The sequence below is a fragment of the Komagataeibacter sp. FXV3 genome, assembly GCF_015155755.1.
Lineage (GTDB): Bacteria > Pseudomonadota > Alphaproteobacteria > Acetobacterales > Acetobacteraceae > Komagataeibacter.
Map to the genome: position 1 here is coordinate 23,540 of NZ_VWPI01000131.1, position 14,660 is coordinate 38,199.

Here is a 14,660-nt window from a genome sequence, read left to right on the forward strand (position 1 = left end):
CCAGAAAAGGGATGAGCGAGAGCGGGCCGGCAGGGAAACTTGCCGGCCATTCCGCATCAGGCCCCTCGCAGCGCCAGTTGCGCGTGGCGGAAGAAGTCCGTCGCGTGTTGGCGGAAATCTTTGCCCGCACCGAATTCCGTGACCCGGATCTGGCGGATGTGCGCATTACGGTTACCGAGGTGCGTATCTCGCCCGACCTCAAGCATGCCACTGTATTCGTGGCACGACTGGGGCGTAGCGATGTGGCGGAACTGCTGCCCGCGCTCAAGCGCGTGACGCCTTTCCTGCGCACGCGCCTGTCACATGCGCTCCGGCTACGGGGTGTGCCCGACCTGCATTTCCAGCCTGATACGGCGCTGGATTATGCGATGGAAGTCGATAACATGCTGCGTCAGCCAGAAGTCAGGCGCGATCTGGAGGACTGAATCCTCCCGGGCCTGTAACTGAAACGACTTTCCATTGAACACAAGTTGTTGGTGAAGTTTTTTGTAAAAAGCGTCAAGGAACGCTGCCTTTTTGAAAAAAGACGGCACCCGGAGACTTTTGGTATTCCAATAAAAAAGGCCGGTCTGGCGTTATGCCATGACCGGCCTTTTTATGGTCCCGATATGGGGAAGGGATCAGTTACGTCGCCCCATCAGCAGCAGCTGCGGGTTGCGTTCCACATCAGTGGCAAATCCACGCAGGGCGGAAGCAGCAGCGGCAAGATCACGCAGCGACGAATCGATATTGGCACGATCGGCCGAACTGGGTGCGGTAATGTCATGCAGGCCAGTCAGCGCGCCCTTGGCCTCGGTCACGGTTTCATTGGAATTGACCAGCAGGGTATGCAGTTCGTTGCCACGCGCATCCAGTTGCGCCGTGCCGGTATCAGCCAGATTGTTGATGGATGCCAGCGTCGTATCCATATGGTGGTCCAAGTCACGGATCGCATCGGTCGCGGTATCCACCGTCACGCGCGTATGGTCGGACGTGGCGCGCACGCTGTCCACCAGCGGGGGCAGGTCCTTGTCCAGCTTGTCCGCCAGCGTACGGATGCTGACCAGCATGGCGTCGGCATTGTTGGCGATATTCTTCAGCGGCAGCGCCGTCAGCGCATCGGTCAGCTTCTGCATTTCCGATTCACGCGCCGGGATTTCCGGCAGCGGGCTGATACCGGGGTGCAGATGCGCGGGCACGCTGGGGTCGAAGGTCAGGTCGATTTCTTCCTGACCCGTGACAAAGCTCTGCATATGCAGTTCGGCGCGCAGTCCGTTTTCCACCAGTTTCGGCAGTTCGCGGCTGTCCAGCACCTTGCCATGGCTGCCCGCCATGTGCGCGCCATTGGCCTGCAGTTCCAGGGTAACGGGAATATAGGCCTGATGCGTCTGGGGATCGAACTGGACGGCAATATGGTCCACGTGACCGACCTGCACCCCATCGAAGGTGACGGGCGCGCCTACGCCCAGTCCGTTGATGGGGCTGTCGAACACCACCACGGCCCGACTGGTGGGGGAAAAGGGATGAAACTGTCCAAACAGCGCTATGGCCGTCACACCAAGCAGGGCTCCACCCAACACAAATGCACCGACCGTGGTCTGCCGTTCAGCCATGGTGTTCAGGTCTCCCTAGACGCAGAATAAAAAACGATTGCGGACACATCTGGCCATGTGTCCGTTTGCTGCAAGATGACACTACATCCACGACTGGCAAAGCGGGCTGCGGGGATGGCAGGCATGTGCCCGCTTCGCCTTTTACCATGTATGGCGCAGCCGGCCAGCCCCAGTGACGGAATGGGGCATTGCCGTGCATGCGTGCCTCGTCTAAACGCACGGCATTCCCCCCTCATTGATCAAGGTGCCTGCAATGGGACGCAAACGTGGACGCCCGCTGGATGGCTGGCTGATAGTGGACAAGCCATTGGGAATGACCTCGACCCAGGTCGTGGGCCGCGTGCGTTACCTGTTTGACGCGGCCAAGGCGGGACATGGCGGCACGCTGGATCCGCTGGCGACGGGGCTGCTGCCCGTGGCCTTTGGCAGGGCGACGAAGACCGTGCCTTATATAATGGACGGCACCAAGCGATACCATTTCACCCTGCGTATCGGGGAAGCGCGCGACAGTGATGATGCGGAAGGCAGCGTGACCGCCGTATCCGACGTGCGGCCCGACAATGCCGCGTTTGAAGCCGCCCTTGCCGCCTTCCGTGGCGACATCATGCAGGTACCGCCGGTCTTCTCGGCACTGAAGGTCGGGGGAAAGCGGTCCTATGATATGGCGCGCGCGGGCAATGCGTCCGAACTGGCCCCCCGTCCCGCGCGGATCGACCGCTTTGAACTGATTGCGCGCCCCGATGCCGATACGGCGGTGTTCGAGGTGGAATCGGGCAAGGGCGTGTACATGCGCGCGTTGGCCCGTGATATCGCCCTGGCCTGCGGCACGGTGGGGCATGTTGCGGCGCTGCGGCGGCTGAACGTCGGGCCTTTTGATGAAACCCATGCGATTCCACTGGACAAAATTGTCGCAAGCGCCGACAACGCGCCTGCTCCACCGGATCTGCTTCTTCCGGTCGCGACCGCGCTGGCCGACATCCCGGCGCTGGCCCTGACCCGTGAGGAAGCGGATGCCCTGTCATTTGGCCAGGCGATTGACCTGAACCAGCTGGCGGACCGGATGCCGGAACACACCGACCCGCGCAGCGGTGTCGTGCGTGCGATGGACGGGGCGCGTGTGGTCGGGCTGTGCCGTCCCGAAGGGGGCCTGCTGCGATCGGTACGCATGCTGTGAACTGAATGATCAATGGAGATGACGATGTCGATTACTGCTGAACGCCGCACGGCGCTTATTGGCGAATACCGCAATGCCGCGACGGACACGGGCTCGCCGGAAGTACAGGTTGCCCTGCTGACCGAGCGGATCGTGAACCTGACTGATCACCTGAAGACCCACGCGAAGGATTTCCATTCGCGTCGTGGCCTGCTGATGCTGGTCGGCCGCCGCCGCCGCCTGCTGGACTATGTCAAGCGCAAGGACCAGGCCCGTTACGAAACGCTGATCAAGCGTCTTGGCCTGCGTCGCTGATTTGCGACATGGCGGGAACGCGGTCATAATGCGTTCCTGCCATACGGCCCGCACGGACACGGCGCATGCACCCGCATGCCCGTGTCCGGTCGGGCCGGCTATCTTCCGGCATCCGTGATCAGACGGGTGCCATCAACACGCTGCCGACGCCACGGCGGAGATATCCGGACCGGATCGCAGCGTTTCAGGCCACATGGTGTTCTGGCGGTATGTGTCGTCATCGCTCCATGCCGTCCGAGGCGCTGCCATCAACGTTCCAATGTCCGGCCCGCCTGCATTGCGGCAGTCAACGGACAGGGTTGTCTGGATGTTTAATTATTTTCGCAAGGAAATCGAATGGGGCGGCCGCCCGCTGGTGCTGGAAACGGGCAAGATCGCCCGCCAGGCCGACGGCGCGGTTGTCGTAACCTATGGCGACACGGTGGTGCTGTGCACCGCCGTTGGCGCCAAGAGCGTGAAGCCGGGGCAGGATTTTTTCCCGCTGACGGTCAATTATCAGGAAAAGGCTTACGCCGCGGGCAAGATCCCCGGTGGCTTCTTCAAGCGTGAAGGCCGCCCGAGCGAGGCCGAAGTCCTGAACTCCCGCCTGATCGACCGTCCGATCCGGCCGCTGTTCCCCGAAAACTTCCGCAATGAAGTGCAGGTCGTCGCCACCGTGCTCAGCCACGACATGGAAAACGACCCCGCCGTCGTGGCGCTGATCGGCTGTTCGGCCGCGCTGACGCTGTCGGGCATTCCGTTCTTCGGCCCCGTGGGTGCGGCCCGCGTCGGTTACAGCAACGGCAAGTATGTGCTGAACCCGACCATTTCCCAGCTGAAGGAAAGCGAACTGGACCTGGTCGTGGCCGGCACGTCCGAAGGCGTCCTGATGGTCGAGTCCGAGGCCGTGGAACTGTCCGAGGAAGTGATGCTGGGTGCGGTGACGTTCGGTCACGAAGCCTTCCAGCCGGTGATCGATGCGATCATTGACCTGGCCGAAAGCGCAGCCAAGGCCCCATGGGAACTGGCCGAGCCGACGGCTGAGGAAATCAAGCTGCGCAAGAAGGTGGACAAGGCCGGTCGCGCCCTGATCGCCGATGCCTACAAGGAACGCGCCAAGCAGGTGCGTTACAAGAAGGTTGCCGCAGCCCGTGAAGCCATCCTTGCCAAGATCGGGGAGGCCGACGCCGATGCCGCCAAGCCCATGATCAAGGATCTGGAAGCCGACGTGGTCCGCACCGAAGTGCTGGATACCGGTTTCCGTATCGATGGCCGTGACCTGGAAACGATCCGCCCGATCGTGTCCGAAGTCGGCATCCTGCCGCGCGCGCATGGTTCCGCCCTGTTCACCCGTGGCGAGACGCAGGCCCTTGTGGTCGCGACCCTTGGCACCGGCCAGGACGAGCAGATCGTGGATGCGCTGGAAGGCGAATATCGCAACAACTTCATGCTGCATTACAACTTCCCGCCCTTCTCGGTCGGTGAGTGCGGGCGCATGGGCTCCCCCGGCCGTCGTGAAATCGGTCATGGCAAGCTGGCATGGCGTGCGATCCACCCGCTGCTGCCGGGCAAGGATACCTTCCCGTACACCATGCGCGTGGTGTCCGAGATCACGGAAAGCAACGGCTCGTCCTCCATGGCGACCGTGTGCGGCACGTCGCTTGCGCTGATGGATGCCGGTGTGCCGCTGAAGCGCCCGGTGGCCGGTATCGCCATGGGCCTGATCAAGGAAGACGAGGACTTCGCCGTCCTGTCCGACATCCTTGGCGATGAAGATCACCTTGGCGACATGGATTTCAAGGTGGCGGGCACCGAACAGGGCGTGACCGCGCTGCAGATGGACATCAAGATCACGTCCATCACGCCGGAAATCATGAAGATCGCGCTCGGTCAGGCCCGTCAGGGTCGCCTGCACATTCTGGGTGAAATGGCCAAGGCGCTGACCGAAGGCCGTACGGATGTATCTTCTTCCGCGCCGAAAATCACCACGATCTCGGTTCCGAAGGAAAAGATCCGCGACGTGATCGGTCAGGGCGGTAAAGTTATTCGTGAGATCGTTGAATATTCGGGTGCGAAGATCGACATCAACGATGACGGCACGATCATGATCGCCGCGTCGTCCGATGATCAGGCTGAAAAGGCCATCGAACGGATCCGTGGCATCGTGGCGGAACCCGAAGTGGGGCACATCTATAACGGCAAGGTCGTCAAGACCGCTGATTTCGGTGCGTTCGTCAACTTCCTCGGCCCCCGTGACGGGCTGGTTCACATTTCCGAACTGGCGCAGGGCCGTGTCTCCAAGACGACCGATGTCGTCAAGCAGGGAGACGAGGTGAAGGTGAAGGTGCTGGGCTTTGACGATCGCGGCAAGGTCAAGCTGTCCATGCGCGTGGTTGATCAGGACACCGGTGCCGATATCACCGAGACAGTGGGCGCGAAGCCCGGCCGTGCGCCCGCGCGCTAAGACGCGGCTCCGGCCTGTATGACACCCGGCGGCGGGATGCGCCCGGCATGGGCGCCCCGCCGCGCGGGCAGACACATGACGATGGAATGGTGATGAAGCCGATCAATGCGATCCGTATGGGCGGGACGGATATTCTGCCCCTGGTCGAAGGGGGGAAGGGCGTCTCGATCTCAACCGGCATATCCGCCGGGCACTGGGCGGCAGCCGGGGGGGCTGGCACGGTCTCGATCGTGAATGCCGATTCCTATGACAGAGATGGCAACGTCGTCCCGCAGATCTATCATGGCAGGACACGGCGCGAGCGGCACGAGGAACTGATTGATTACGCCATTCGCGGCGGGATCGCGCAGGCCCGCATCGCGCATGAAATCGCAGGGGGCAAGGGACGTATCCATGCCAACATCCTGTGGGAAATGGGTGGTGCGGAACGCGTCATAAACGGGGTGCTGGAGGGTGCGCCGGGTATGATCCAGGGCCTGACCTGTGGCGCGGGCATGCCATACCGCCTGTCGGAAATCGCGGCGCGGTTCGGTATCCATTATTATCCCATCGTATCATCCGCCCGTGCGTTCAATGCCCTGTGGCGGCGTTCGTACCACAAGACGGCCGAACTGCTGGGTGCGGTGGTGTATGAAGACCCGTGGCGTGCGGGTGGCCATAACGGCCTGTCCAACACCGAAAACCCGCTGGCGCCGGAAGACCCGTTCCCCCGCGTGCTGGCGTTGCGCAAGCAGATGCGGGCCTTTGGCCTGGATGACACCCCCATCATCATGGCCGGTGGCGTGTGGTGGCTGGAGGAATGGCAGGACTGGATCGACAACCCCGAACTGGGTCCGATCGTGTTCCAGTTCGGCACCCGGCCGCTGCTGACGCGCGAAAGCCCGATTCCCGATGCGTGGAAGCAGCGTCTGCTGACGTTGAAGAAGGGGGATGTGTTCCTTAACCGTTTCTCACCCACCGGTTTTTATTCGTCTGCGGTGAACAATTCGTTCCTGCGCGAATTGCGGGGACGGTCGGAACGGCAGATTCCGTTCTCCCCTGAAGCGATGGGCGAACATACGGCGGCGCTGGCCATCGGTGCACGGGGGCGGCAGGTTTATGTCACCCCGGCTGATGCGCAGCGCGCGCGGCTGTGGATCGAGGAAGGCCATACCGAGGCCATGCGCACACCGGATAATACGCTGGTGTTCGTGGCCCCGGAACAGGCGCGGGAAATCCTGGCCGATCAGGGGGCCTGCATGGGCTGCCTGTCGGAATGCCGTTTTTCCAACTGGTCACAGAAGCCGCCTGCCTATTCCAACGGGCACAAGGCGGACCCACGTTCCTACTGCATCCAGAAAACGTTGCAGGCGGCGGCCCATGCCCATGGGCCGGATCAGGCGGATGTGATTGACCACAACCTGATGTTCGGCGGCACGAACGCATGGCGTTTTGCGACCGACCCGTTCTATGCCAACGGCTTCGTGCCCACTGTGGCGCAATTGCTGGAACAGATCATGACCGGGCGTTAACGCGATCATGAAACCTGTGAAAAAGGCCGGTTGCCCTAAGGGCACCGGCCTTTTTTCATCATGATCGGGAATGATGAAAGTTTTTGGGCGCCGCCTTTTTTAAAAAGGCGGCGTGCTTTGAAGCTTTTTCTTTATGCTGTCGCGGGCAGGCAGGCATCGCGGAACAGCGCAAAGGCCAGCGCGCGATGACTGATGGTGTTCTTTTCCACATCCGTCATGTCGGCAAAGCTGCGGGTGCCGCTGCCGGGGGCGAAGATGGGGTCATAGCCATGGCCGTTTTCCCCATGCGGCGGCCAGATGACATGGCCGTCAATGCGCCCTTCAAAGGTTTCGGTCCGCCCGTCTGGCCATGCAAGGCACAGGACGGAAATGAACCATGCGCTGCGGTCCGGGTTATCCCCCATCTGGTCATGGATGCGGCGCATGGCGTCAGGATAATCCTTGTTCGGGCCAGCCCAGCGGGCGGAGAAAATGCCCGGCGCGCCATCCAGCGCCGCGACACAGAAACCCGAATCATCAGCCAGTGCGGGCAGGTTGGCGGCTTTTGCTGCCGCAGCGGCCTTGATGGCGGCGTTGCCGGTAAAGCTGTCGGCGGTTTCCTCCGGCTCGGGCAGCGACAGGTCTCCGGCGGAGACGACACGGATGCCGTATCCCGCAAGCAGGGCCGCGAATTCCGCGATCTTGCCCCGGTTATGGGTGGCCAGAACCAGTGTGTCGCCACGGTTCAGGCGGGTGGGGGATGTGTTCATGCCTTTAATGCCTCTTCCACGATGGCGGTCTGGATACGGAACAGTTCAGCCGTGCCGGTGCGGGCAAGCCGCATGAGGGTATTGAACTGCGCTTCGGTAAAGGGATCCTTTTCCGCCGTACCCTGAATTTCCACGATGCCGCCATCGGCGGTCAGGACAAAATTGGCGTCGGCGCTGGCCGTGCTGTCTTCCCTGTAGTCCAGGTCCAGAACCGGACCGTCATCCGTCAGCCCGCACGATATGGCTGCGACCTGTCCCTTGATCGGCAGGGCGGGCAGGGTGTCGTCGCGTACCAGTTTTTCCAGCGCCAGGCGCAGGGCCACCCACGCCCCGGTAATCGCGGCGCAGCGCGTGCCGCCATCGGCGTTCAGCACGTCGCAATCCACCGTGACCGAGATTTCGCCCAGTGCCTTCAGGTCTACTACCGCGCGCAGGGCACGGGCGATCAGACGCTGGATTTCCTGTGTACGGCCGGTCTGCTTCCCACGTGCGGCCTCGCGCTGGCCCCGGCTGTGGGTGGCGCGCGGCAGCATGCCATATTCCGCCGTGACCCAGCCCTGCCCCTTGCCGCGCAGGAAGGAGGGCACGCGGGTTTCCACCGTGGCGGCGCACAGGACTTCGGTCCCGCCCATGCGGATCAGGGCGGACCCTTCGGCATGGTGGGCGAAGCCGGGCTGGATGAAGACGGGACGCAGGGCGTCAATGGCACGGCCGGATGGGCGCATGGGCGTAAAACTCCGCAAGGTAATGGGGCGGCATAGCCTGCAACCCGTCCCGATTTCCAGTCCCGCGTGGGCAGGACGCGGCAGGATCTGCTATGATGGGGACGCGGATGGTCCGTATGGTGAATGGATATGTGCAACACGGGAGGCATGGCGATGGAAAACCGGCCACAGGTATCGCAGCCCGCCCTGCTGTCCGGGCTTGATGCGCGTTCTGCCGCGATCCTGCGTGAGATCGTGGAGCAGTATGTCGAAACGGGCGAACCGATGGGGTCGCGCACCCTGTCGCAGCGCCTGCCGCTGTCGCTTTCTCCCGCCACGATTCGCAATGTGATGGCGGACCTGACCGATGCGGGGCTGCTGTTTTCGCCGCATGCATCGGCAGGGCGGCTGCCCACGGAAAAGGGCGTGCGGCTGTTTGTCGATGGCCTGCTGCAGTTCGGTAATCTGAGCGAGGAGGAGCGTGAAAGCATCGCGGGCATGCTGGACGTAAAGGGCCGTTCGCTGGAGGATACGCTGGCGCAGGCATCGTCCATGCTGTCGGGCCTGTCATCGGCGGCGGGGCTGGTCATGGCCCCCAAGAGTGATGGCACCACCATCAAGCATATCGAATTCGTGGCGCTGGGTCCGGGGCGCGCACTGGTCATTCTGGTCAGCGCGGATGGGCAGGTGGAAAACCGCGTGATCGAGACCCCGCCCGGCCTGCCGCCATCCGCACTGGTGGAGGCGGGCAATTACCTCAACGCCCACCTGTCGGGCCAGACGCTGGACCGCCTGCGCGAGACGGTCAGCACCGACATGACGGCCAACCGCAACGAACTGGACCACCTGACGGCGGAAGTGGTGGAAAGCGGGCTGGCAACATGGAGCGACGCGGACGAGCGCGGCGGCACCCTGTTCATACGCGGGCAGGGCCGCCTGCTGGCCGATGTGACGGAAATCGAACGCCTGACCACGATCCAGATGCTGTTTGAACGGCTGGAAACACAGGAAACCATGCTGCGCCTGCTGGACCTTGCGCGCGAATCCGAAGGGGTGCGGATCTTCATCGGGGCGGAAAGCGGGCTGTTCGGCATGGCGGGCATGTCGGTGGTGGTGGCCCCCGCACGCACCGATTCCAACCGCATTGTCGGCGCGATTGGCGTGATCGGCCCCACCCGCATCAACTATGCCCGCATCATTCCCGTGGTGGATTACACGGCGCGGGTGATCGGGCGGATGCTGGGCTGAGGCGACGGGATTGCAATGCAACCCACGTCGCCCGCGGTCCTTAATGGGGACACAGACCAGCCACACGCGCCCGGCGCCCATGCAGGCGCATGGTCGCCCAACGCGCAAGGAGAATGACATGTTCACGCCCGATGCAAGGCAGTCCGGATCGTTCATGATTGGTGGTGACCTGGAGGTCACGCGGCTTGGCTTTGGCGCCATGCGCATTACGGGAAAGGGCATATGGGGTGAACCCGCCGACCGGGCTGCGGCACTGGCCACCCTGCGGCGCCTGCCGGAACTGGGCATCAACTTCGTCGATACGGCAGATGCGTACGGCCCGTTTGTCAGCGAGGACCTGATCCGCGAGGCGCTGCATCCCTACACGGACACCATCATCGCCACCAAGGGCGGCCATACACGCCACGGTCCCGATATCTGGAAACCGGTTGGCAACCCCGATTACCTGCGGCAGTGCGTGCTGATGAGCATGCGCAGGCTGGGGGTCGAACGCATCGACCTGTGGCAGTTGCACCGCGTGGGGCCTGACTGCACGCCCGAACGGCAGTTCGAGGCCATTGCCGCCATGCGCGCGCAGGGGTTGATCCGCCATGTCGGCCTGTCGGAAGTCACGGTGGAGATGATCGAACGCGCGCGGCTGTATTTCCCTGTCGCCACGGTCCAGAACCGCTTCAACCTCGTCAACCGCTATTCCGAAGACGTGCTGGATTACTGCACGAAGGAAAATATCGGCTTCATCCCGTGGGCGCCGCTGGCGGCAGGCAGCCTGACCAGGGGGGACACGCTGCTGACCCGCCTGGCCAGCGAGAAGGGCGTGCAGCCCGGACAGATCGCGCTGGCGTGGCTGCTGCGTCGTGCGCCGGTCATGCTGCCCATTCCCGGCACCAGCAGTCCCGACCATCTGGCCGATAACGCCGCTGCCGCCGCCATTGAACTGAGCCATGAGGAATTCCAGCAGCTTGATAATGACGGGCGCGCGGAATGGGCCAGCCGTAACGGCGCGTAAGCAGCCGGCACGCCAACAGGGCGGCGGATCGGGGGCGACGGCGGCGGCGGACAATGCTAGACAGGGGTCTCGACACACAACCGCCCCTTTCTTTCCCTATTGGATACCGGATGACGCTTGCTGACGGATCAGGCCGTGATGGCCGGATTGATGGACCCTCACGCCCCGGCGCTGGCGGCCCGCGCCGCCCGCGTTACCGCATGGTGCGCTGGCTGGCGGGCAGCGCGCTTGCCGTCCTGCTGCTGGGTGGCGGTGGGGCGGCCCTTCTGGCATGGGGGGAATATGAACGCCTGAGCGAGGGCCTGCCCACGGTTGACGGCCTGCGTACCTACCAGCCCCCGGTCATGAGCCGCCTGTATTCGGGCGATGATCAGGTCATGGCGGAACTGGCGGCGGAACGGCGCATATTCGTGCCCTACAGCGCCATACCCGAACGCGTGCGCGATGCCTTCCTTGCGGCGGAAGACCAGAAATTCTTTACCCATGGCGGTGTTGATCCGATGGCCATCGCGCGCGCGGGCCTGACCGACATGATGATGCACGGGACAAAGCACCGTCCCATCGGGGCGTCCACCATCACGCAGCAGGTCGCGCGCATCATGCTGCTGGGATCGAATGCGGTCTCCATCGACCGCAAGATCAAGGAAGCGCTGCTGGCCATGCGGCTGGAGCAGACGCTGAGCAAGGAACAGATCCTCGAGATCTACCTGAACGAAATCTACCTTGGCGAAGGGGCCTACGGCATCGGGGCCGCGGCCCAGACCTATTTCAACAAGCCGCTGGACCAGCTGGACAATGCCGAGGCCGCCTTTCTTGGCGCGCTGCCCAAGTCGCCCACCAACTATAATCCCCACCGCTTCGTGCAGGCGGCGACCAACCGGCGCAACTGGGTGCTGGACCGCATGGCGGACCTGAAGGTCATCACGCCCGAGGAAGCGCGCGCGGCCCAGCAGGAGCCGCTGGTGCCCGCCAACTTTACCCGGCCCGGCCCGGTCCCCGGTTCCGAATGGTTTGCCGAGGAAGTGCGCCGGGAACTGATCGAACGCTACGGCATCGGCACCACGATGGAAGGTGGGCTGTCGGTTCATACCTCGCTCGATTCCCATCTGCAGCAGGTGGCCACGACCGCCCTGCGTGACGGGCTGCTGCGTTATGACCGCGCGCATGGTGGCTGGCGTGGCGCGTTCACGCATATCGATGCAGCGGATGCCAGCGGCGACTGGGCCAATGCGCTGGCCCATGTCACAGCACCCGCCGCCATGCTGGAACAGTGGCGGGTCGCGGTCGTGCTGTCCGCCACCACCGGGCGCGTGGGCTGGCTGGAGGGGCATGATCCCGTCATTCCCCATACCGGTGAACTGCTGGCACGTGACCGGACATGGATGCGCACCGGCAAGGGATTGCAGGAAGGTGACGTGATCCTGATCGAACCGCAGGCCGATGGTGGCGGCGTTGCCGTGCGGCAGGTGCCGCGCGTGGAAGGTGCGCTGGCCACGGTGGACGTGCATACCGGGCGCGTCATGGCCATGGTGGGGGGCTGGTCGTTCAGGGAATCACAGTTCAACCGTGCAACGCAGGCGGCGCGCCAGCCGGGGTCGTCGTTCAAGCCCTTCGTCTATCTGGCGGCGATGGAGCAGGGGATTTCCCCTTCGCAGAAATTCGACGACTCCCCCGTCAGCTATGGCGAATGGCATCCCAACAATTATGAAAAGGATTTCTGGGGCCCGACCACGCTGCATGATGCGCTGCGGGAATCACGCAACCTGGTCACCATCCGCCTTGCCGCACAGATCGGCATGAAACCGGTGGCCGATCTGGCGCAGAAGCTTGGCCTTGTCCATTCCATGCCGCTGGTGCTGCCAGCAGCCCTGGGGGCGGTGGAAACCACCGTCATGCGTGAAGCCGCCGCCTATGCCACCATCGCCAATGGCGGCAGGCTGGTCACGCCCACCCTGGTGGATGACATCAAGGACCGTAACGGCAACGTCGTATGGCGCCCCGATGGCATAACGTGGAAGGCCGGCAGCATGGCCGCCGATGGCCCGCAGATGGAGGATACCCGGCCGCAGGTTGTATCGGCTACGTCCGCCAGCCAGATCGTGGCGATGATGCAGGACGTGGTGCGCCGCGGCACCGGCGTGCGCGCGGGCGCGGGCATTGACCGGCCCATCGCGGGCAAGACCGGCACCAGCCAGGATTTCAATGACGCATGGTTCGCGGGCTTTTCCCCCGATCTGGTGACGGTGGTGTGGATCGGGTTCGATACCCCGCAGTCCCTGGGCAAGAACGAGACCGGCGGCGTGATCGCCGGCCCGATCTGGAACCAGGTGATGAAGGCGGCGCTGGCCACCCGCCCGCGCCTTGATTTCCGCGTGCCCGAGGGGGTACAGCTGGCCCGTTACGATACCGGGATGGGCATGGCGATCGACGCCTTCAAGCCCGGACAGGTGCCGGGGGTCAGTGTTGACCTTGGCGCGGGTTCGGGCATGGCGCTGACGGCGGCGGATACCGGTGCTGAAAACATGCCTGATTCCGAAACCGACATGGGTACCATGCCGGGCAGCCCGGCGGTGGCGGGGGATGGCAGCACATCAGCAGGCCATCCCGCCGCGCCGTCCGGCCCCGCCGCACCCCAGCCTTCCGGGGGTGACATTGGCATGGGTGGCCTGTATTGACGCCCGTTATGCCGGGCGGCCGCGCGCATGCCCGCATTGTTTACCGTTGAGCGAGGAGCAAGCCCATGTCTGCCGAGACAGAGGCCCTGAACGACCAGATCAAGCAGTCGGTGGCACTGCTGAGGAGGCATCTTTGACTGGGATGTCGCAATCGACCGCCTTGCGGAGCTGAACAACCGGGCCGAAGACCCCGAGTTGTGGAATGATTCCGAAGCCGCCCAGAAGCTCATGCGCGAGCGCACGCTGCTGGCCAACCAGATCGAGGGCGTGCAGCGGCTGGAAGCCGATGTGAACGATACGCTCGAACTGGTGGAACTGGCGGAAATGGAAGGCGATTCGGCTGTCGTGGCCGAAGCGCTGTCCAGCCTGCGTGCGCTTGCGGAAGAAGCCAAGCGGCGCGAGACGGAAAGCCTGCTTTCGGGTGAGGCGGACAGCAATGACTGCTACCTTGAGGTCAATGCCGGCGCGGGCGGGACGGAGGCGCAGGACTGGGCCGAAATGCTGCTGCGCATGTACACCCGCTGGGCTGAACAGCATGGTTACAAGGTGACCATGATGGAAAGTTCGGAAGGGGAGCAGGCCGGCATCAAGTCCGCCACCATCCAGGTCAGTGGTCCCAATGCCTATGGCTGGCTCAAGACCGAGGCGGGCGTGCATCGCCTTGTCCGGATCTCGCCGTTTGACGCGGCGGCACGGCGACAGACATCGTTTGCGTCCGTATGGGTCTATCCGGTGGTCGATGATTCGATCGAGATCGAGATCAACGAAGCCGACCTGCGCGTGGATACGTTCCGGGCATCCGGCGCGGGCGGCCAGCACGTCAACAAGACGGAATCGGCCATCCGCATCACCCACATCCCCACAGGGATCGTGGTGGCGTGCCAGACCGACCGGTCCCAGCACCGTAACCGCGCCACGGCCATGACCATGCTGAAGGCGCGCATGTACGAGCAGGAACTGCAGAAGCGCGAGGCCGCCGCCGCCCAGACCGAGGCGAACAAGACCGATATCGGCTGGGGGCACCAGATCCGTTCCTACGTGCTGGCCCCGTACCAGCTGGTGAAGGACCTGCGGACCAACGTGGAAAAGACCAATCCGGACGCCATCCTGGACGGTGACCTGGATGACTTCATGGCCGCCGCCCTTGCCGCCCGCGTGGGGGCGACCCGGTCGGAAGCCAGCGCGCAGGCGCAGTAACCGCGGCAGTCCGTTCATGCACACACCCCACGGCTTCCGGTCGTGGGGTTTTTTCATGCCGGAGCGG

At 63.6% G+C, this 14,660-nt stretch carries 12 protein-coding genes; 9 read left to right on the forward strand and 3 right to left on the reverse strand.

The features are described from left to right. Positions 1 to 11 precede the first annotated feature (11 nt). Positions 12 to 425, forward strand: coding sequence for a 30S ribosome-binding factor RbfA (gene rbfA, locus F1542_RS11780; RefSeq protein ID WP_010509158.1), 414 nt, complete (start codon positions 12 to 14; stop codon positions 423 to 425). Positions 426 to 620: 195 nt separating this feature from the next. Here rbfA and F1542_RS11785 read toward each other — a convergent pair whose 3' ends face one another. Beyond that, on the reverse strand, positions 621 to 1,592 hold the full coding sequence (locus tag F1542_RS11785; RefSeq protein WP_193733209.1) for an MlaD family protein: 972 nt from the start codon (positions 1,590 to 1,592) through the stop codon (positions 621 to 623). Between the two features lie 253 nt (positions 1,593 to 1,845). On the opposite strand from F1542_RS11785, the gene truB reads away from it, so the two are divergent. From truB to F1542_RS11805, 4 genes are all read left to right on the forward strand, one after another. Then, positions 1,846 to 2,766, forward strand: a complete 921-nt coding sequence (gene truB / locus F1542_RS11790) for a tRNA pseudouridine(55) synthase TruB (RefSeq protein ID WP_193733210.1) — start codon at positions 1,846 to 1,848, stop codon at positions 2,764 to 2,766. 24 nt (positions 2,767 to 2,790) lie between these two features. Then, entirely contained in the window at positions 2,791 to 3,060 is a 270-nt protein-coding gene (rpsO, locus tag F1542_RS11795; protein ID WP_025439775.1) for a 30S ribosomal protein S15, read from the forward strand. A gap of 307 nt (positions 3,061 to 3,367) precedes the next feature. Continuing rightward, the gene (pnp, locus tag F1542_RS11800; RefSeq protein ID WP_193733211.1) at positions 3,368 to 5,503 is read left to right on the forward strand and encodes a polyribonucleotide nucleotidyltransferase; all 2,136 of its coding nucleotides are present in this window, start codon (positions 3,368 to 3,370) and stop codon (positions 5,501 to 5,503) included. Between the two features lie 92 nt (positions 5,504 to 5,595). Further along, entirely contained in the window at positions 5,596 to 7,014 is a 1,419-nt protein-coding gene (locus tag F1542_RS11805) for a nitronate monooxygenase family protein (RefSeq protein WP_193733259.1), read from the forward strand. Positions 7,015 to 7,145: 131 nt separating this feature from the next. Here the strand turns inward: F1542_RS11805 and rdgB are convergent, their stop codons facing one another. Together rdgB and rph are read right to left on the reverse strand one after the other, a co-directional pair. Continuing rightward, positions 7,146 to 7,763 carry an RdgB/HAM1 family non-canonical purine NTP pyrophosphatase gene (gene rdgB / locus F1542_RS11810; protein WP_193733212.1) on the reverse strand — a complete coding sequence of 206 codons (618 nt, stop codon included), beginning with the start codon at positions 7,761 to 7,763 and terminating at the stop codon, positions 7,146 to 7,148. After that, positions 7,760 to 8,488 (reverse strand): ribonuclease PH, encoded by a 729-nt coding sequence (gene rph, locus F1542_RS11815; protein ID WP_193733213.1) that lies wholly within the window; start codon positions 8,486 to 8,488, stop codon positions 7,760 to 7,762. The genes rdgB and rph overlap by 4 nt, the downstream gene beginning before the upstream one ends. Before the next feature lie 147 nt (positions 8,489 to 8,635). Here rph and hrcA point away from each other — a divergent pair, with 147 nt between their 5' ends. The 4 genes from hrcA to prfB all read left to right on the forward strand — a co-directional run bounded on the left by hrcA (position 8,636) and on the right by prfB (position 14,593). Next, positions 8,636 to 9,715, forward strand: a complete 1,080-nt coding sequence (gene hrcA / locus F1542_RS11820) for a heat-inducible transcriptional repressor HrcA (RefSeq protein WP_193733260.1) — start codon at positions 8,636 to 8,638, stop codon at positions 9,713 to 9,715. 118 nt (positions 9,716 to 9,833) lie between these two features. Beyond that, positions 9,834 to 10,721, forward strand: a complete 888-nt coding sequence (locus tag F1542_RS11825; RefSeq protein WP_193733214.1) for an aldo/keto reductase — start codon at positions 9,834 to 9,836, stop codon at positions 10,719 to 10,721. Between the two features lie 110 nt (positions 10,722 to 10,831). Then, positions 10,832 to 13,396 carry a penicillin-binding protein 1A gene (locus F1542_RS11830; RefSeq protein WP_193733215.1) on the forward strand — a complete coding sequence of 855 codons (2,565 nt, stop codon included), beginning with the start codon at positions 10,832 to 10,834 and terminating at the stop codon, positions 13,394 to 13,396. Positions 13,397 to 13,461: 65 nt separating this feature from the next. Then, positions 13,462 to 14,593, forward strand: a protein-coding gene (gene prfB, locus F1542_RS11835; protein WP_193733216.1) for a peptide chain release factor 2 whose coding sequence is annotated in 2 segments (ribosomal slippage) — positions 13,462 to 13,530 and positions 13,532 to 14,593 — 1,131 coding nt in all. Because the reading frame shifts where the segments join, the coding sequence is not laid out codon by codon here. Positions 14,594 to 14,660 lie beyond the last annotated feature (67 nt).